Below are 17589 nucleotides of genomic sequence, written 5' to 3'. Positions count from 1 at the left end.
TATGGGCGAGTACCAGCACCTTCTCTTCAAACGGGACGGCGACACCGTCACCATCACGATGAACCGGGCGGCCCGGCGGAATTCGCTGTCCGAGGAGCACCTGGCCGAACTGCTCGCGGCGTTCCGCGAAGCCGGTGCCACCGACGCGACGGGCATCGTGCTGGCGGGGGCCGGTCCGGTGTTCTCGGCGGGGCACGACTTCGGCGACGTCGCCGCGCGGGACCTGCCGCGGGTGCGTGAGCTGCTGCGGTTGTGCACCGAGCTGATGCGCACCATCCAGTCGGTGCCGCAGGTGGTGGTCGCGCGCGTGCACGGCCTGGCCACCGCGGCGGGGTGCCAGCTGGTGGCGTCGTGCGATCTGGCCGTCGCGGCGGAGTCCGCGGGCTTCGCGCTGCCGGGCGGCAAGGGCGGCTGGTTCTGCCACACCCCGGCGGTGCCGGTGGCCAGGGCGGTCGGCCGCAAGCGGTTGATGGAGCTGGCGCTGACCGGCGACGTGGTGGACGCGGCGACCGCGCTGGACTGGGGCATGGTCAACCGGGTGGTGCCGGACGCCTCGCTGGACGAGGCGGTGGCGGACCTGCTGGCCAGGGCGACCAGGGGCAGCCGGGCGAGCAAGGCGCTGGGCAAGCAGACGCTGTACGCGCAGCTGGACCGCCCGGAGGCGGACGCGTACACGATCGCGCTGGAGGTGATGGCGGCCGCCTCGCAGCTGCCGGGCGCCAAGGAGGGCATGGCCGCGTTCCTGGAGAAGCGCCACCCCTCCTGGCCGGACTGACCCCGGCCGCCCATTGCTATGAGTGGGGCATTACTTGCGTTCAATGCAAGTAATGCCCCACTCATAGCAATACCCCCGGGGTGCGCGCTCACCCCCAGCGAGCGCGCACCCGGACCGGTCAGCTGAGGAAGCTGTCGCCCGCCCAGTGGGTGCCGAGCGGGTTCTGGCCGGTGTACCAGGTGAAGCCGCCGACCTCGGTGGTCGTGTTGTAGAAGGCCACCAGCTGCCCGTTCGCGGTCAGCCGCCCGAGCAGGTCGGGCTTGTCGTCGAGGTTGACGTCCTTGATCTCGAAGGCGTTCGCCAGGTCCCAGCCGTCGCTGAGGATCTGCATCTCCGGCGCGGCGGCCGCCTTGGCCTGCGGGCTGGCGACGGCGTCGGTCACCGCGCGCCGGGGCTTGAGGCCCGCCGACTTGGCTTCCGGCGCGGGCTGGCCGTAGTAGGCGACCAGCTTGGTGCCCTGGCGGACCACCCAGTCGCTGATCCCGTCGTAGTTCAGGTCGGCGATGTCGAACTGGTCGATGTCGCCCCAGCCGGTGCCCATCTCGAACGCCGGGCTGACCACAATCTGGCCGTTCTCGATGCCGGTCAGCCAGACGAACATCTTGCCGGTGCTGATCTCCCGCGCGGTGACGTCGACGAGGCCGTTGCCGTCCTCGTCGTAGAGCACCTTGTGGTCGAAGAAGTTCCAGCCCCAGCCGCCGTACTGCGCGGTGCCGTTCAGCGTGCCCCACGGGTTGTCCGCGCTGTAGGCACCGGAGTGCTTGTGCGCGGTGATGATGCCGTTGACCTCGGCGAGCACGTCGGGCTTGCCGTCACCGGTGACGTCACCGGCGGAGAGCCAGTGCGCGTTGTTCCAGCCGTTGTTGATCGCCACCTGCGGCGCGTAGGCGTACGCGCCGACGTGCGGGGAGACGGCCAGCTGACCGTTGCTCTTGCGGGAGAGCAGGTCCTCCTTGCCGTCGACGGTGAAGTCCCGGTCGCGGCCGGCGAACGGGCTCCCGTCCGGCGCGGCCGAAACGGCGGGCGCCATCGCCAGCACGGCCAGCGCCGCGGTGGCCACGCCGATGACAGAATTGCGCAAAGACATGACTGTCCTTTGGTCGAATAGCACGGATATCGCATTTCCCCAGAATACGAAAGGCGCGTTCCCGAATACGCGCCCCCGGTCCTGTGCACCGACCAATCTACACGAACTTCACGTACCTGTGGACCGATTTTCCGGCCGTTCGGCCCACGTTTCAAGCCAGCCTGAAACCGCCAGCTTCCCGGGCGTGGTCAAGGGTTTGTGAGCTAGTTCGAACGCCTTGACTTTTATTGTCTTTTCACCGTCCGCGCAATCGGAGCAAGCCGTAGGCGGCAATTGTCGGAGCGTCGGTTATTTCCCCACTGACAATCATCTGCTCGAACTTCTCGCGACTGAACCACTCGGTGCGCATGTCCTGCTCCTCGTGCTCGCGCTGCGGCGGGCCCTCGCGCAGTTCGGTGGCGAGGAAAACCCGCCCGCGCTGGCTGGTCAGCCCCGGGGCCAGCGACAGCCTGCCCAGTTCGACCATCGAACCGGCTTCGAGCCCGGTCTCCTCGCGCAGTTCGCGCACGGCGAGCTCGGCGGCGTCGACGTCGGCCCGGTCGGGTGCGGTGCCCTGCACGAATTCCCAGCTGCGTTCGCCGACCGGGTAGCGGAACTGCTCGACCAGCTGCAGCCGGTCGCCGTCGGCCACGATGACCAGTGCGAACTCGGGCTTGTCCACCACGCCGTAGATGCCGGTGCTGCCGTCGGGGCGCCGGATGTCGTCCTCGCGCACGGTCATCCAGTTGTTGCGGTAGACCTCACGGGAGCGGATGCGTTCGATCACCCGCCCAGTATCGGGGTGTCTGCCGACCCGGGCGCGCCGTTGCCCTACCCTCGCCGGGTGCGCCTCGTCATCGCTCGCTGCCAGGTCGACTACGCTGGCCGCCTCACCGCCCATCTGCCGATGGCCACCCGGCTGCTGCTGATCAAGGCCGACGGTTCGGTCTCGATCCACTCGGACGACCGGGCCTACAAGCCGCTGAACTGGATGAGCCCGCCGTGCTGGCTGATCGAGGACCGCGACATCTGGACCGTGCAGAACAAGGCCGGGGAGAAGCTGGTGATCAGCCTCGCCGAGATCCTGCACGACTCCGCGCACGAGCTGGGTGCCGAGCCGGGGCTGGTCAAGGACGGGGTCGAGGCGCACCTGCAGGAGTTGCTGGCCGAGCACATCGGTGAGCTGGGGGAGGGGTACTCGCTGGTGCGCCGGGAGTTCCCGACCGCGATCGGCCCGGTGGACATCATGGCCCGCGACGCCGACGGCGCCTCGGTGGCGGTGGAGATCAAGCGGCGCGGGGAGATCGACGGGGTCGAGCAGCTGACGCGCTACCTGGAGCTGCTGAACCGCGATCCGCTGCTCGCGCCGGTGCGCGGGGTGTTCGCGGCGCAGCAGATCAAGCCGCAGGCCCGCACGCTCGCCGAGGACCGCGGCATCCGCTGCCTGACCCTCGACTACGACAAACTCCGCGGCACCGAATCGGACGAGTTCCGCCTCTTCTGAGCCGCGGGTCGCCCCGCGCTACCCGCCGCGCCGAGCCGTCTCGGCCGCCCCGCCCCGCGCGGCTCGCCGCGCCGAGCCGCCTCGGCTGGTCGCCCGCGTTGGCCGACCAGACGCACTGAACCGCCGCCAAAGCCACCCCCGTGTCCGTTCGGGTCGCCTCGTTGCCCGCTCGCGCCTCGATCCGGGCGCTGACCAGCGCGACACGCTCCGGAGTCGTACGCTCACCGCGACTCCGGTCCGCGGGCTGCCCGCAATTCCGAGGCAACTCTTCGGAAACCTGCCCTGTACCGGTTCAGCCAGATGCAGTAAGGTCCGCCCGTTGGTGGGTCTTGTTGGATAATGTTTGAACTTGGAGGTGGCCGGTGGGTGTGCTCGCTGAGGCGAACCTGCGGCTAGACGCGAACGCGGTGGACTACGTCCTGCTCGCGTTCTACTTCGTTCTGGTACTGGGCATCGGCTACCTCGCCCGCAGGCAGGTGTCGACCAGTCTCGACTTCTTCCTGTCCGGCCGGTCGCTGCCCGCCTGGGTGACCGGTCTCGCCTTCATCTCGGCGAACCTCGGCGCGATCGAGGTCATGGGGATGTCGGCGAACGGCGCGCAGTACGGGATGCCGACCGCGCACTACTTCTGGATCGGCGCGGTCCCGGCCATGCTGTTCCTCGGCATCGTGATGATGCCCTTCTACTACGGCTCCAAGGTCCGCAGCGTGCCGGAGTTCATGCTCCGCCGCTTCGGCAAACCGGCTCACCTGGTCAACGGCATCAGCTTCGCGGTCGCCCAGATCCTGATCGCCGGCGCGAACCTCTTCCTGCTGGCCACCGTGGTCAACCTGCTGCTCGGCTGGCCGATCTGGGTGTCGGTCATCCTGGCCGCGGTGATCGTGCTCGCCTACACCGCGCTCGGCGGCCTGTCCGCCGCGATCTACAACGAGGTCCTGCAGTTCTTCGTGATCGTCGCCGCGCTGGTGCCGCTCACCTTCGTCGGCCTGTACAAGGTCGGCGGCTGGCAGGGCCTGGTCGACAAGGTCACCGCCAGCCCCGGCGGCGACGCGCAGCTCAGCTCCTGGCCGGGCAACGAGCTGACCGGCTTCGGCAACAACTTCCTCTCCGTGCTCGGCCTGGTCTTCGGCCTCGGCTTCGTGCTCTCGTTCGGGTACTGGACCACGAACTTCGTCGAGGTCCAGCGCGCGATGGCGTCGAAGTCCATGTCGGCCGCGCGCCGCACGCCGATCATCGGTGCCTTCCCGAAGCTGCTGATCCCGTTCATCGTGATCATCCCCGGCATGATCGCCGCGGTCACCGTCACCGAGCTGGTCCAGTTCAAGGGCGGCGCCAACGTCGAAGGCGTGGACTACAACTACGCGCTCCTGCTGCTGATGCGCGACCTGCTGCCCAACGGCATGCTCGGCATCGCGATCGCCGGTCTGCTGGCCTCGTTCATGGCGGGCATGGCGGCGAACCTGAGCTCGTTCAACACGGTGTTCACCTACGACATCTGGCAGTCCTACATCAAGAAGGACAAGCCGGACGGCTACTACCTGAGCTTCGGCCGCCTGGTCACCGCCGCGGGCACCATCCTGGCCATCGGCACCGCGTTCATCGCCTCGAGCTACTCGAACCTGATGGACTACCTGCAGCAGCTGTTCTCGTTCTTCAACGCGCCGCTGTTCGCCACCTTCATCCTGGGCATGTTCTGGAAGCGGATGACCGCGACCGCGGGCTGGACCGGTCTGGTCTCCGGCACGCTCGCCGCGATCGGCGTGTTCATCCTCGCCGAGACCGGCGTGTGGGACCTGCCCGGCCAGGGCGCCAGCTTCATCGGTGCCGGTGCCGCCTTCGTGGTCGACGTGGTGGTCAGCGTGGCGGTCACCTACGCCACCCAGCCCAAGCCCGAGGCGCAGCTGGTCGGCCTGGTGTACTCGCTCACGCCGAAGGACTCGCTCAAGCACTCGGACACCGGTGAGGACAGCGGCTGGTACCGCAAGCCGGGCCTGCTGGCGGGCATCGTGCTGGCGATCACCATCGTGCTGAACATCATCTTCTAGGAGGGCCGGGACATGAGCACGGAATCCACCCCGCGCCGCGCCGGCGGCTTCGACATCCGGCTGATCATCGCCCTGCTGCTGGGCGTCTACGGCCTGGTGCTGCTGGTGATGGGCATCGGGTTCACCACCGAAGAGGAGCTGAACCGCGCCGACGGGCTGAACATCAACCTGTGGGCGGGCATCGGCATGCTGGTCGTCACCGCGGGCTTCGTGGTGTGGGCGAAGCTGCGGCCGCTGGTCGTGCCGCCGTCGGCGACCGAATAACCGAAACACGAGGTTGTGCACGCGGGGCGGCCCCCGGGCCGCTACCGTGCAACCCGTGTCTTCAGCTGTGCGTTTCCGGACCGTGGTGACCGCGGTCGCCGCGGTGGCCCTGTTCGGTTCGGTCGCCGGATGCGGTGCCGACCTGGCCCGTTCGAACTTCCAGCGCACCACGGTGCCGCCGGAGCCGGGCGGGTCGGGCGGCACCGGCCCGGCGCCGAACGGGGAGATCACCGACCCGGCGGTCTCGGCGAAGTCGCTGCGGCTGATCGACCCGTGCGGCCTGCTGGCGGCCGAGACCTTCACCGGGGTCGGCACCCCGGCCGAACCGCGTCCGAGCGGCTGGGACCGCTGCGCCGCCGACGTCACCGACGCCGGCCAGAAGAAGATCAAGATCTCGCTGGAGATCGGCGGCATCATCATCGGCTCGATCGACGACGCGAAGACCGCCGTCGAGGGCCTGCCGCAGCTGGAGAAGAAGGACGGCGAGTCCTGCACGGTCACCGCGGTGACCTCCAAGGAGCCGAAGTCCGGCATCGTGCTGCAGGTCGACTACCCCGGTGGTGACCCGTGCGGGGCCGGGCGCACCGCGCTGCAGCGGATGGTCAAGAAGCTGCACAGCAACCCGAGGAAGCACCCGGACGCCCCTGGCACGGTGATCAGCGTCGACGCCTGCACCAGCGTGGACACCGCGGTGGTCGCCGAGGTGCTCGGCGGCAAGCCGGACGACCCGTCACCGATGGGCCTGCACGGCTGCTCCATCCGCTCGCGCACCCCGCAGGTGATGATCACCTTCCGGCCCACCTCCGCGCCGGCCGAGGAGGAGGGCTCCTCGCCGGTCGACCTCGGCGGCGGGGTGCAGGGCTTCGCCAAGACCAGGGTGGACGGCGAGCCCGAGTGCACGGTGACCTGGCGGCACCGGGTGATCGGCACCGACGAGTACGGCATGGAGAACGCCGAGCGGGCCGAAGTGGACTACAACGGCGCCGACGGCACGGCGGAGTCGGACGGTTCCTGCGACAAGGCGGTCAAGGTGGCCAAGACGGTGGTCGCCAAGCTGCCGAAGGCCTGACGCGCGCGTCGTTCCTTGGCGCCGGGTGGCCCGGGGCGGTAGGAAGGTCCCGCAGCGGTTGTCCAATGCGGGAGGCTTCGATGAAGAAGATCATCAACGACCCGGCCGACGTGGTCGTCGAATCACTGAGAGGCCTGGCCGCGGCGCATTCCGGCATCCTGCGGGTGGTCGAGGACCCGGCACTGGTGGTCCGGGCGGACGCCCCGGTGGACGGCAAGGTGGCGGTGATCTCCGGCGGCGGCTCCGGCCACGAACCACTGCACGGCGGGTTCGTCGGGCCGGGCATGCTCGACGCGGCGGTGCCGGGCGCGGTGTTCACCTCGCCGACGCCGGACGCGGTGCAGGCCGCGGTCGAAGCCACCGCCTCCGCCGCGGGCGCGCTGCTGATCGTGAAGAACTACACCGGGGACGTGCTGAACTTCGAGACCGCCGCGGAACTGGCCGCCGCCGAGGGCACCGAGGTGCGCAGCGTGGTGATCGACGACGACGTGGCGGTCGCCGACTCCACCTTCACCGCGGGCCGCCGCGGCGTCGGCGGCACCGTGCTGCTGGAGAAGATCGCCGGGGCCGCCGCCGAACGCCGGTACTCGCTCGACGACGTGGAAGCGGTCGCCCGCCGGGTGATCGGCCAGGTGCGCTCGATCGGCGTGGCGCTCACCCCGCCCACCGTGCCGCACGCCGGTGAGCCGAGCTTCACCTTGGCGGACAACGAGATCGAGTTCGGCATCGGCATCCACGGCGAACCCGGCCGCGAGCGCATCCCGGCCGAGCCCGCCGACCAGCTGGTCGCCCGCATGCTGGCGGCGATCACCGAGGACCTGCCGTTCGAGCGCGGCGACCGGGTGCTGTTGTTCACCAACTCGATGGGCGGCACCCCGCAGGTCGAGCTGTACCTGGCGCACGGCATCGCCGAACGCCTGCTCGCCGAGCAGGGCATCACCGTGGAACGGCGGCTGGTCGGGCCGTACATCACCAGCCTGGAAATGCAGGGGATCAGCTTGACGCTGCTGAAACTGGACGACGAACTGGTCGAGCTGTGGGACTCGTGGGTCAACACGGCGGCACTGCGGTGGGGGGTCTGAGGTGGCCTGCGACGCGAACGGGACCGGCCGGGCGATCCGCGCGGCGGCCGAGGTGGTGGCCGAGCACCGGGCCGAACTGATCGACCTCGACCGGGCGATCGGCGACGCCGACCACGGTGAGAACCTCAACCGCGGCTTCACCGCCGTGGTGTCCGCATTGGACTCCGCGACCCCGGCGACCCCGGCCGCGGTGCTGAAGACCGTGGCCACCACGCTGATCTCGAAGGTGGGCGGCGCGGCCGGGCCGTTGTACGGCACGGCCTTCTTGCGGGCCTCCACCTCGCTCGGTGATCAGTCCTCGTTGGACGTCGACGCGGTGGTGACCGCGCTGCGGGCCGGACTGGACGGGGTCAAGGCGCGGGGTAAGGCCGAGGTCGGCGACGCGACCATGATCGACGCACTGGCGCCCGCGGTGGAAGCCGCCGAGGCCGCCGCGAAACAGGAGGGGGCCGACATCGCCGCCGTGCTGACCGCCGCCGCGGACGCCGCGGACCGGGGTTATGAGTCCACAGTGGACCTCGTGCCGCGCAAGGGGCGCGCCTCGTACCTCGGGGAGCGGGCCGTGGGCCACGCCGATCCCGGCGCGCGCTCGACCGCGCTGCTGCTGCGCGCGTTCGCGGAGGCCGCCCGATGAGCCGCGTGGGTCTGGTACTGGTCTCGCACAGCGCCAAGCTCGCCGAGGGCGTGGCGGAACTGGCCGCGGAGATGGCGCCGGAGGTGACCGTGGTGCCCGCCGGCGGGCTGGCCGAAGGCGGGCTGGGCACCGACTACGACGCGGTCGTCGCCGCGGTGCAACGGGCCGACTCGGGCAGCGGCGTGGTCCTGCTCTACGACCTCGGCAGCGCGCAGATGACCGCGGAACTGGCCACGGAGTCACTGGCGGACCCGAACGCCGCGGTGGTCGCCGACGCCCCGCTGGTCGAGGGCGCGATCGCGGCGGCCGTCGCCGCGCAGGGCGGTGGTGACAAGACCGCGGTGGTCTATGCCGCCGCGTCGGCCGGGTCCGCGCCGGATCTCGCCGAGGCCGCGGAGAGCCCGGCCGAGGAGACCGCCGAACTGACCCTGCGCAACGACGTCGGCCTGCACGCGCGTCCGGCCGCACTGCTCGCGCGGACCCTGGCGGACGTGGACGCCGAAGTCCGGGTGCGCCTCGGTGACTCGGAGGTGGACGCGCGCAGCGTGCTCGGCCTGATGTCGCTGGGCGCCCGCCAGGGCGACACGATCCACATCGACGCCAGGGGCGCCCAGGCGGCCGAGGCCATCCGGCGGGCCAAGGAGCTGGTGGAGACCGACTTCGGCGAATAGTGTCCGAACCGGTGTAATTGCCGTCCGCCAAGGGGTTCCGGTCGCGTTAGCGTTGGCCATGCGAAGAAACCGGGCTTGCTTGGCGGCCGGAATCCTGGTGCTGGTTACGCTGCTCGGCGGTTGCACGGGGGTGGTCATCGGCAAGCCCGCCCCCGATCCGGCCGCGTTGGCCAAGGCGGAGGAGGAGCGCCTGCCGCTGAACGGCGCCACCGCGTTCGGCGAGCTCACCACGATCGACTACTGCACCCTGCTCGACGCGTCCAAGCTGAAGGACGTGACCGAAGGCCCCCGGGTGTCACTCGACAACTGCTACGTCCGCGTTCAGCTCGACGGCCAGAACGCGGACCTCTGGCTCGGCGGTGTGCTCGACGCGCAGAGCCGCATCGAGTACGCGAGCACCACCGAGATCCCCGATGGTCCCGAGCTGAAGCGGCGGCTCACCATCGAGAAGCCGACCAGCGACTACGACGGCAGTTGCTACCGCTACCTCGTCTTCGACGACGAGCTCAGCCTCCAGGCCAACATCAGCAGCTACGACACGGTCGACGTGTCAGCGCCGGAGATCTCGTCGGAGCGGTTGTGCCCGGTGATCGAGGACGTGCTCGAACACGCCGCGACGGCGGTGGTGGAAAAGCGCGTCGGGCACCTGGACTTCCCCGCCGGTTCACTCGGTTCGGTGGATGCCTGCGGCATCGTCAGCGACACCGAGATCGGCGCCCACCTCGGCACCGTCGAGCCCGCGCGCAAGACGCTGACCAAGCACAGCTGCCGCTGGGGCCGGTCCGGCTCGAACTACGTCTCGCTGTACTTCTCGGTGGACAAGCCGACCCCCGCCGACGCCGGCTACGTGCCGGAAACCCTGGGCGGGCGCCAGGCCATGGTGTGGGTCGGCAGTGGCACCTACTGCTCCGCGCTGACCACGCTGAAGCCGTGGCCGGGGGCGAAGGACGGGGAGGCGGAGACCGTGTCGATCTTCGTGTCGATGTACAGCGGCGGTGATCCGTGCGGGGTGATGCGGAACGTGGCGAACACGGTGTTCCCTCGCCTGCCCGCGTGAGCCTGCCCCCATCTTGCTCGATCCCGAACTGCCATTCCGCGTTTCCCGTGTCACTATCGGTGCCTTACCGGCGAGTAACCAACGGAGGCCAATCGTGGCACGGGAGTTCTCGAGCGTGGGCGTGGTCGGGCTGGGCACCATGGGCGCGGGGATCGCCGAGGTGCTCGCCAGGAGCGGGCTGGACGTGGTGGCCGTCGAACTGGACGACGCCGGGATCACCAGGGGCCGCGGCCACCTGGAGCACTCGACCGCCCGGGCGCTGGCCAAGGGCAAGCTGACCGAGGACGAACGCGACGCCCTGCTCGGGCGCGTGCGCTGCACCACCTCGCTCGCCGAACTCGCCGACGTGGACCTGGTCATCGAGGCCGTGCCGGAGGGACTCGAACTGAAGGCGGACGTCTTCGCCCAGCTGGACAAGATCATCAAGCCGGAGACGATCCTCGCCTCCAACACCTCCTCGCTGTCGGTGACCGAGATCGGCGTGCACACCTCCCGGCCGGGCAAGGTGGTCGGGCTGCACTTCTTCAACCCCGCGCCGGTGCTGAACTTCGTCGAGGTGGTGCGCACGGTCGTCACCGAGCCGGACGTGGTGACCGACGTGGTCGCCTTCGCGCAGCGGCTCGGCAAGGAGCCGGTGGTCACCGGCGACCGTGCCGGGTTCATCGCGAACGCGCTGCTCTTCGGCTACCTCAACCACGCCGTGCGGATGTACGAAGCGCGCTACGCCACCCGCGAGGACCTGGACGCGGCGATGCGCCTCGGCTGCGGTTACCCGATGGGGCCGCTCGCGCTGCTGGACCTGATCGGGCTCGACACCGCGTACGAGATCCTCGAATCGATGTACCGGCAGTCGCGCAACCGGCTGCACGCGCCGGCCCCGCTGCTCAAGCAGATGATCACCGCGGGCCTGCTCGGCCGGAAGTCGGGCCGGGGGTTCTACGCCTACCAGGCCCCGGATTCGCCGGTGGTGGTGGACGGCGTCACCGGTGGGTCCACTGTGGACGCCGCCCCGCGCGAGGTGCGGGTGGTCGGCGTGGTCGGCACCGGCACGATGGCCACCGGGATCGCCGAGGTCTTCGCCAAGCGCGGGTTCGACGTGGTGCTGCGGGCGCGCAGCGAGGACAAGGCGCGGGCGGCGCTGGGCAAGGTCGGCAAGTCGCTGGACCGCCAGGTGAAGAAGGGGCGGCTGACCGAGGAGGAGGCGGGGGCCGCGCTGGAGCGCATCCGGCCGGCGGTGGAGTTCGCCGAACTGGCCGACGTGGACCTGGTGATCGAGGCGGTCGCCGAGGAGCTGGAGGTCAAGCGCGCGGTGTTCGCCGCGCTCGACGACGCGGTCAAACCGGGCGCGATCCTGGCCACCACCACGTCCTCGCTGCCGGTGATCGAGTGCGCCGCGGCCACCTCGCGCCCGACCGAGGTGCTCGGCCTGCACTTCTTCAACCCGGCCCCGGTGATGAAGCTGGTCGAGGTGGTCGGCACGATCGCCACCGCGCCGGAGGTGGTGGCCACCGCGCACGCGGTCTGCGAGGCGGTCGGCAAGCACCCGGTGCACTGCGGTGACCGGGCCGGGTTCATCGTCAACGCGCTGCTGTTCCCGTACCTCAACGACGCGGTGAAGATGCTGGAAGCGCACTACGCCGAGGCGGCGGACATCGACACCGCGATGAAGGTCGGGTGCGGCCTGCCGATGGGACCGTTCGAACTGCTCGACGTGGTCGGGCTGGACGTGTCGCTGGCCATCCAGCGCACGCTGTACAACGAGTTCCGGGAGGCCGGTTTCGCGCCGGCGCCGCTGCTGGAACACCTGGTCACCGCAGGACGCCTCGGCCGCAAAACCGGCAAGGGCTTCCGCGACTACACCACTTAGAGGCTCGGGCCGCTGCCACCACGCCGCGGCACCGCCACCGCGGCCATCACCGTGCGGCCACCGTCGCCGTGCTCAGGAAGAGCAGCAGCCTCCACCACAGCAACCGCCGCCACCACCGGCGGGCGCCGGGGCGGCGGACGAGCCGGTCAGCGCCACGGTGGTCAGCAGCTTCACCGTGTCGGCGTGCCCGCCGGGGCAGGGCGCCGGCGCGCCGGACTCGGCCATCGGGCGGACCAGCTCGAAGGTCTCGGTGCATTCCCGGCAGCGGTAGGCGTAGGTCGGCATGCCGCCATTATCGCGGCCGGCCGCCCGAAGTGGGAAGCTGGCGTCGTGCTGACCGATCACCCCCACCTGTCCCAGGTCGTGCCGTCCGCGCTCGCCGCGCTCGGCGTCGACGGGTTCACCGACGCGTTCGGCTTCGGCGAGGCGTCCGGTGTGTGCGTCCTGCTCGTCGACGGCCTCGGCTGGGAGCTGCTCAAGGCGCATCCGGCCGACGCCCCGGTGCTCAACGAACTGCGGTCGTCGCAGCTGCGCGTGGGCTACCCGTCGACCACCGCCGCCGGACTGGCCGCGATCGGCACCGGGCTGCCGTCGGGTGAGCACGGCATGGTCGGTTACACCTTCGAGGTGCCCGGCGCCGGTGTGCTCAACGCCCTGCGCTGGTGCAGTCACGACGACGGCGGCGACCTGCGCGGCACGCTGCCGCCGGAGGAGGTGCAGCCGCTGCCGACCACCTTCGCGCGCGCCGCGGCGGCCGGCGTGCGCACGAGCGTGGTGTCCGAGGCGAAGTTCGCGAACTCGGCGTTGACGCAGGCGGTGCAGCGGGGTGCGCGGTACCTCGGCGTGCACGCGCTCGGGGACCTGGCCGCCCGCACGCTCGACGCGCTGGCCGAGCCCCGCAGCTTCTGCTACTCGTACCACAGCCAGCTGGATTTCCTCGGCCACGTCTACGGTCCGGGTTCGGCCGCGTGGCGGATGCAGCTGCGTCAGGTCGACCGGCTGGTCGAGTCCATTGTGGAAGGTCTGCCGCCGGGCGCGCTGCTGGCCGTGGTCGCGGATCACGGCATGGTGCGGATCGGGGAGAAGCTCGACCTCGACGACACCCCCGAACTGCTGGAGGGCGTGCGGACGATCGGCGGGGAGACGCGGGCGCGGCACGTCTACGCCGCCGAGGGTGCCGCGGCGGAGGTTCTGGCCGCCTGGAAGGAAATCCTCGGCGACCGGGCGTGGGTGTACAGCCGTGAGGAAGCCATCGAGGGCGGGCTGTTCGGCCCGACGGTCAGCGACCGCGTCCGGCCGCGCATCGGTGACGTGGTCGCCGCGGCGAAGGGCACCTTCGGCATGGTGCGCGAACTCGCCGAGGCGGTCGAGTCCTCTTTGGTCGGTCAGCACGGCTCGCTGACCACCGCGGAGCAGCTGGTGCCGCTCGCGGTGGCCAGCGCGCGCTGACTAGGGGTTCCGCACGATCTTGAACCCCGGTGTGGTGTTCCGGATGTCGACGTGGTTGTTGCTCAGCTTCAGGTTGTTGAAGGTGGCTTGACCGATCGCCGGGCCCTCACCGGGTTCCGGCATCTCGTTGGCCCAGATCCCGAAGCCCGACTTCGCTTCGAACTCGTCCCCGCTCAGCCGTGCGCCGCTGATGCTGACGTTGGTGAGCACGGTGTCCTGCACCGGGTTCGCCGGTTGCCCGCCGACGTAGTCCGTCTGGAACATGATGCCGTGGTAGGTCGGGTCCACGATGTCTACATCGGACACCCGGATTCCGGTGAACGTCTTCGACGCGGAGAACAGCCAGATCCCGGGGAAGGTCTGCGCGCCCCAGAAGTGGCCGCCGGCCCGCACCACCGAGATGTTCTGGAAGTTCGTCGTCCCCGGGCCGAACCCGTGCATCGGGTAGCCGAAGTCGAGCGAGGAGATGGTGATGGCCGAGTAGGTCAGCGTGTCGGCGAGGTAGAGGTTGCGGAAGGTGTTGTCGTAACCGCCGTAGACCGCCAGCCCCGCGGCCCGCCACGGCAGGATCGCGGTGAGGTTCTCGTAGACGTTCCCGGTCTGGTTGCCGGAGTTGTTGTCGGTGGCGGCGAACAACGCGAAGCTGTCGTCACCGGTGGACCGGGCTTCGTTGTTGCTGATGTGGTTGCCCGTGCTGCCGTTGGTGAAGTTGAGCCCGTCGGCGAACAGGTCGCGGATGCGTGCGTTGTACACCTTGGTGTTGTCGGTGTTCGAGCCCCACAGCAGGCACATCTGGTGCTCGACCCACAGGTCGTCGATGGTCATGTTCGACACGTTGGCGAAGTCGAACACCTTGCCGGGCCCGTCGTTGCGCGAGGTGTAGTTGCCGAACACGGCGAACTTCGAGAACTTCGAGCCGTTCGCGGTGGCGTCGGCGCGGAAGCCGATGTCGGTGTTCTCCTGGTTTGCCGGTGCGGTGAACCGGGTGAACCAGACCCCGGCGCCGACCACGTCGACCGCCTTGCCGTACACCTGGAACTTGGTCGAGGTCGGGTAGTCACCGGCGGGCAGGTAGACGCCGGTGAGCGTGCCGGTGGTGTCCATCCGCACCTTGTCCAGCGCGTTCTGCACGTCCTGGTGGGTGACTCCGGCGGGCACGGCGTAGCGCGCCGGATCCGGGTTCGCCCGCGGCACCACCTCCTCGAAGTTGACGAAGTCGATCGCGTACTGCGAGGTGTTCGCGGAGTCCTTCTGCAGCTTGATCTTGCTGCCCGCGGGCACGGTGGTACCGAGCAACATGCTGGCCTCGTCGTAGATGTGACGCGGCCCGCCGGCGCCCGGGGTGTTGCCGGGGCCCGCTTCCGGACCGTAGAGCCAGGCGTGCTTCGAACTCAGCGTGATCGGCTTGAGGAAGGTGCCGTTGACGTAGACGTTCAGCGTGGCGGTGATGCCGCCGCCGCCCGGTGCGTCCGGAATGGAGAACCGGGTGACGAGCGTGTTCGTGCTCGCCTTGGTGGTGAACTCGACGGCGCTGCCGGTGCTGTTGAGCGTGACGGCGCGTCGTCCGGAGGCCTCGCCCGCCACGTGCCCGATCGTCCGATTAGGACCGACGATCGTCGCACCGCCGGTGACCGCGGCGTCCTCGGCCTCGATCGACTCGTACGGCATGTTCGCGCCGCGGCCGACGAAGAACGGCTGGCTGGTGGTGTTGTTGGCCCGTTTGACCGGGAGTTCGTTGGCGTCGTCGGCGATCACGGTCTTGACGGTGTACTTGCCGTTGACCGCGGGCCAGCTGCCGAGCGAAACCGGCGCGGTGGTGGCGCCCGCCGCGATGGCGCCGGTGTGGCTGCCGTTGAGCGTGCGCACCACAGCGCCGGTGGTGCTGTCCGTGATGGTCAGCGTGATCCCGTGCGCGCCACTGGCCGAGGCGACCGAACCCTGGTTCTTGATCGCCACGGAGAAGTTCACCGCGGTGCCCGCGGCCGGGTTGCCCGGGGTCCAGGCGACCGGCGACGCGAGCAGGTCGGAGCTGGCGACCGGCGTCACCACGAGCGGCGACGGATGGTCGTAGGCGTTGTTGGCCTCGTTCTGCTCGATCACCGCGTTGCCCTCGTCGACCTTGGCGCTCAACGGATAGCTGCCCGCGTCACGGGCGCCGATGTTCGCCGAGGCGGTCGCGGACGCGCCCGCGGCCAGCGTGCCGACCTGCGCCGTGCCGACCTTGGTGGTGCCGAGGTAGAGGTTCACCTCGGTGGCGGGCGAGGGGCTCGCCCCGGCGTTGCGCACGGTCGCGGACACGGCGACCGCGTCGGTTTCCACCGGGTTGGCCGGAGTCCAGGACAGCCCGGTGACGGTCAGGTCCGGGTTCGGCGCGGGCACGCCGAGAACCTGGAATTCGGCGACCTGCCCGGCCGGGGCGCCGGAGTTGGTGGTGATCCGGAGGCGGAGGTCGGCGGTCCTGGCGGTCAGCGGAATGGTCACCGAGTTGCCGGTCGCCGGGTCGAAGGCGTACGACTTCGCGGCGACGAGCGTGGTGAACTCGGTCGCGGACTGCTCGCGGCCCTCGACCGCGATGGTCTGCGTGCGACTCGCCCAGATCGGGTCCGGGTTCAGCTTGACCACCACGGAGTCCAGGTCGGCGTTCGAGCCGAGCGCGACGGTCAGCGTGCTGGGGTGGGCGGCGCCCTCCCAGTAGGTGGCGGTGTTGTTGTCGTTGGCGTTGGCCGCGACAAAACTGTGCACAGTGGACGATGCGGTGATCGGCTTGCCCACGGCGAGATTGGTGCCGACGGCCGTGCCCGCGCGGGTCACCGTGTTGCTGTTCGCCGACTGGTTGCCCGCGGCGTCCTTGGCACGCACGAAGTAGGCGACGGTGGTGCCCGCGGGCTGCGTGTCGGTGTGGGTCAGCGCGGTGCCCGGCACGCTGGTGCGCAACACGCCGTTGGCGTAGATGTCGTACCCGGTCACGCCGACGTTGTCGGTGGCGGCGGACCAGGTGAGCCGGATCTGGTCGGTACCGGGCTCGGTGAAGGCCAGGTTCGCCGGTGCCTGCGGGGCTTGGGTGTCCCCTGTGGACGGTCCGGAGACGGTGAACTCGCTGACCTGCCCGGCCGGCCAGCCGGTGTTCGCGGTGATCTGCACGCGGACGTAGCGGACGGTGGCGGTGGTGAAGTCGATGGTGACGGCGTTTCCGCCGGCGGGGTTGAAGATCTTGCCGGAGGAGGCGGCGAGGTCGGTGAAGTTGGTGCCGTCGGTGCTGCCGCGGACGCTCAGCGTTTGCGTGCGGGTGCCCCAGCCGCTCGGCAACTTCAGCTCGACGCGGCTGCTGGGGACCGAGGCCCCGAGGTCGGCTTGGATCCACTGTGGAAAGGCGCCGTTGGTGCTTTCCCAGTAGGTCGACGCGTTCCCGTCGCCCGCGTTGGCGGCCGGGTATTCGGGGTGCGCGCTGCTGGCGGTGTAGGTCGCGGCGAGCTGCTGGAACTCGGCGGGGCGGGCTTCGAATTCGGCGAGCTGGGCGGTGGAGTTCGCGGCGAACTCCACCCGGAGGAACCGCGCGACGGTCGGCGCGAACTCGATCCGGACGGTGTTCTGCTCGGCGGGGGTGAAGGTGTAGCCGGTCTCGGCGGTGATGGTCGAGAAGCCGGTGCCGTCGCTGCTGCCCTGGAGGCTCAGGGTCTGCTGCCTTTGGGGCCAGTTCGGGGGCAGCTTGAGCGTCACCTGGTCGACGCTGCGCTCGGTCTTGAGGTCGAGCTGCGCCCACTGCGGCAGCTTGGTGTCGCTGCTTTCCCAGTAGGTGTCCTGGTCGCCGTCATTGAGTTTGGCTGCGGTGTCCGACGCGCTGCTGGCGTGCGCGGTGGGTGCGTTGTCGGCGAGTGCCGGGAGCACCGCGGTCGGTGCGGCCACCAGGAGCGCAGCCAGCACCAGGCCTGCCGCTCGGGGTCGTTTTGTCGATCTCACCATCATCACCGGGGGACCTCTCCATTGAGGGGGGCGAGTTCTTGCGACTATATGTTGAGTTCTTGCGCAGAGCTGTTCAAGAGTTGCAGACCCCGATGGACGCGTCAACGGCCGATCGTGCACAGACGACAGCGGCGCCCCAGGTCCGT

15 protein-coding genes are annotated in these 17589 nt (G+C 69.9%); 11 read left to right on the top strand and 4 right to left on the bottom strand.

Annotated elements, in window-relative coordinates; translation table 11 throughout:
- Position 1 precedes the first annotated feature (1 nt).
- Positions 2-775, top strand: a complete 774-nt coding sequence (locus JYK18_RS05380) for an enoyl-CoA hydratase-related protein (protein ID WP_206801044.1) — start codon at positions 2-4, stop codon at positions 773-775.
- A 118-nt stretch (positions 776-893) separates the two neighbouring features.
- Here the strand turns inward: JYK18_RS05380 and JYK18_RS05375 are convergent, their stop codons facing one another.
- Together JYK18_RS05375 and JYK18_RS05370 are read right to left on the bottom strand one after the other, a co-directional pair.
- Positions 894-1856 carry a VCBS repeat-containing protein gene (locus tag JYK18_RS05375; RefSeq protein ID WP_206801043.1) on the bottom strand — a complete coding sequence of 321 codons (963 nt, stop codon included), beginning with the start codon at positions 1854-1856 and terminating at the stop codon, positions 894-896.
- Between the two features lie 241 nt (positions 1857-2097).
- A complete protein-coding gene (locus tag JYK18_RS05370) occupies positions 2098-2583 on the bottom strand; it encodes an NUDIX hydrolase (protein WP_242579816.1) in 486 nt (161 codons plus the stop codon).
- A gap of 102 nt (positions 2584-2685) precedes the next feature.
- On the opposite strand from JYK18_RS05370, the gene nucS reads away from it, so the two are divergent.
- The 9 genes from nucS to JYK18_RS05325 all read left to right on the top strand — a co-directional run bounded on the left by nucS (position 2686) and on the right by JYK18_RS05325 (position 12034).
- A complete protein-coding gene (nucS, locus tag JYK18_RS05365; protein WP_206801041.1) occupies positions 2686-3345 on the top strand; it encodes an endonuclease NucS in 660 nt (219 codons plus the stop codon).
- A 362-nt stretch (positions 3346-3707) separates the two neighbouring features.
- Complete coding sequence (locus tag JYK18_RS05360) at positions 3708-5390, top strand: sodium:solute symporter family protein (RefSeq protein ID WP_206801040.1); 1683 nt, start codon at positions 3708-3710, stop codon at positions 5388-5390.
- Positions 5391-5402: 12 nt separating this feature from the next.
- The gene (locus JYK18_RS05355; protein ID WP_206801039.1) at positions 5403-5654 is read left to right on the top strand and encodes a hypothetical protein; all 252 of its coding nucleotides are present in this window, start codon (positions 5403-5405) and stop codon (positions 5652-5654) included.
- Positions 5655-5709: 55 nt separating this feature from the next.
- Positions 5710-6723 (top strand): DUF3558 domain-containing protein, encoded by a 1014-nt coding sequence (locus JYK18_RS05350; RefSeq protein ID WP_206801038.1) that lies wholly within the window; start codon positions 5710-5712, stop codon positions 6721-6723.
- An 80-nt stretch (positions 6724-6803) separates the two neighbouring features.
- Entirely contained in the window at positions 6804-7805 is a 1002-nt protein-coding gene (gene dhaK / locus JYK18_RS05345; protein WP_206801037.1) for a dihydroxyacetone kinase subunit DhaK, read from the top strand.
- A 1-nt stretch (position 7806) separates the two neighbouring features.
- Positions 7807-8439 carry a dihydroxyacetone kinase subunit DhaL gene (gene dhaL, locus JYK18_RS05340; RefSeq protein ID WP_206801036.1) on the top strand — a complete coding sequence of 211 codons (633 nt, stop codon included), beginning with the start codon at positions 7807-7809 and terminating at the stop codon, positions 8437-8439.
- Positions 8436-9110, top strand: a complete 675-nt coding sequence (gene dhaM, locus JYK18_RS05335) for a dihydroxyacetone kinase phosphoryl donor subunit DhaM (protein ID WP_206801035.1) — start codon at positions 8436-8438, stop codon at positions 9108-9110. Before dhaL ends, dhaM begins: the two co-directional genes overlap by 4 nt.
- Positions 9111-9207: 97 nt before the next feature.
- The gene (locus JYK18_RS05330) at positions 9208-10167 is read left to right on the top strand and encodes a hypothetical protein (protein ID WP_206801034.1); all 960 of its coding nucleotides are present in this window, start codon (positions 9208-9210) and stop codon (positions 10165-10167) included.
- A gap of 94 nt (positions 10168-10261) precedes the next feature.
- Positions 10262-12034: a 3-hydroxyacyl-CoA dehydrogenase family protein gene (locus tag JYK18_RS05325; RefSeq protein WP_206801033.1), complete on the top strand. Its 1773-nt coding sequence runs from the start codon at positions 10262-10264 to the stop codon at positions 12032-12034.
- A 72-nt stretch (positions 12035-12106) separates the two neighbouring features.
- Here the strand turns inward: JYK18_RS05325 and JYK18_RS05320 are convergent, their stop codons facing one another.
- Entirely contained in the window at positions 12107-12319 is a 213-nt protein-coding gene (locus tag JYK18_RS05320) for a zinc ribbon domain-containing protein (protein WP_153029467.1), read from the bottom strand.
- A gap of 45 nt (positions 12320-12364) precedes the next feature.
- On the opposite strand from JYK18_RS05320, the gene JYK18_RS05315 reads away from it, so the two are divergent.
- On the top strand, positions 12365-13483 hold the full coding sequence (locus JYK18_RS05315) for an alkaline phosphatase family protein (protein ID WP_206801032.1): 1119 nt from the start codon (positions 12365-12367) through the stop codon (positions 13481-13483).
- Here JYK18_RS05315 and JYK18_RS05310 read toward each other — a convergent pair whose 3' ends face one another.
- A complete protein-coding gene (locus JYK18_RS05310) occupies positions 13484-17404 on the bottom strand; it encodes a discoidin domain-containing protein (RefSeq protein ID WP_307795785.1) in 3921 nt (1306 codons plus the stop codon). It lies immediately after the preceding gene.
- Positions 17405-17589 lie beyond the last annotated feature (185 nt).

Source organism: Amycolatopsis sp. 195334CR, from assembly GCF_017309385.1.
In the GTDB taxonomy this organism is placed as follows: domain Bacteria; phylum Actinomycetota; class Actinomycetes; order Mycobacteriales; family Pseudonocardiaceae; genus Amycolatopsis.
Note: the sequence above shows the minus strand (reverse complement) of the source record. Positions and strands in the feature narration are given on the sequence as shown.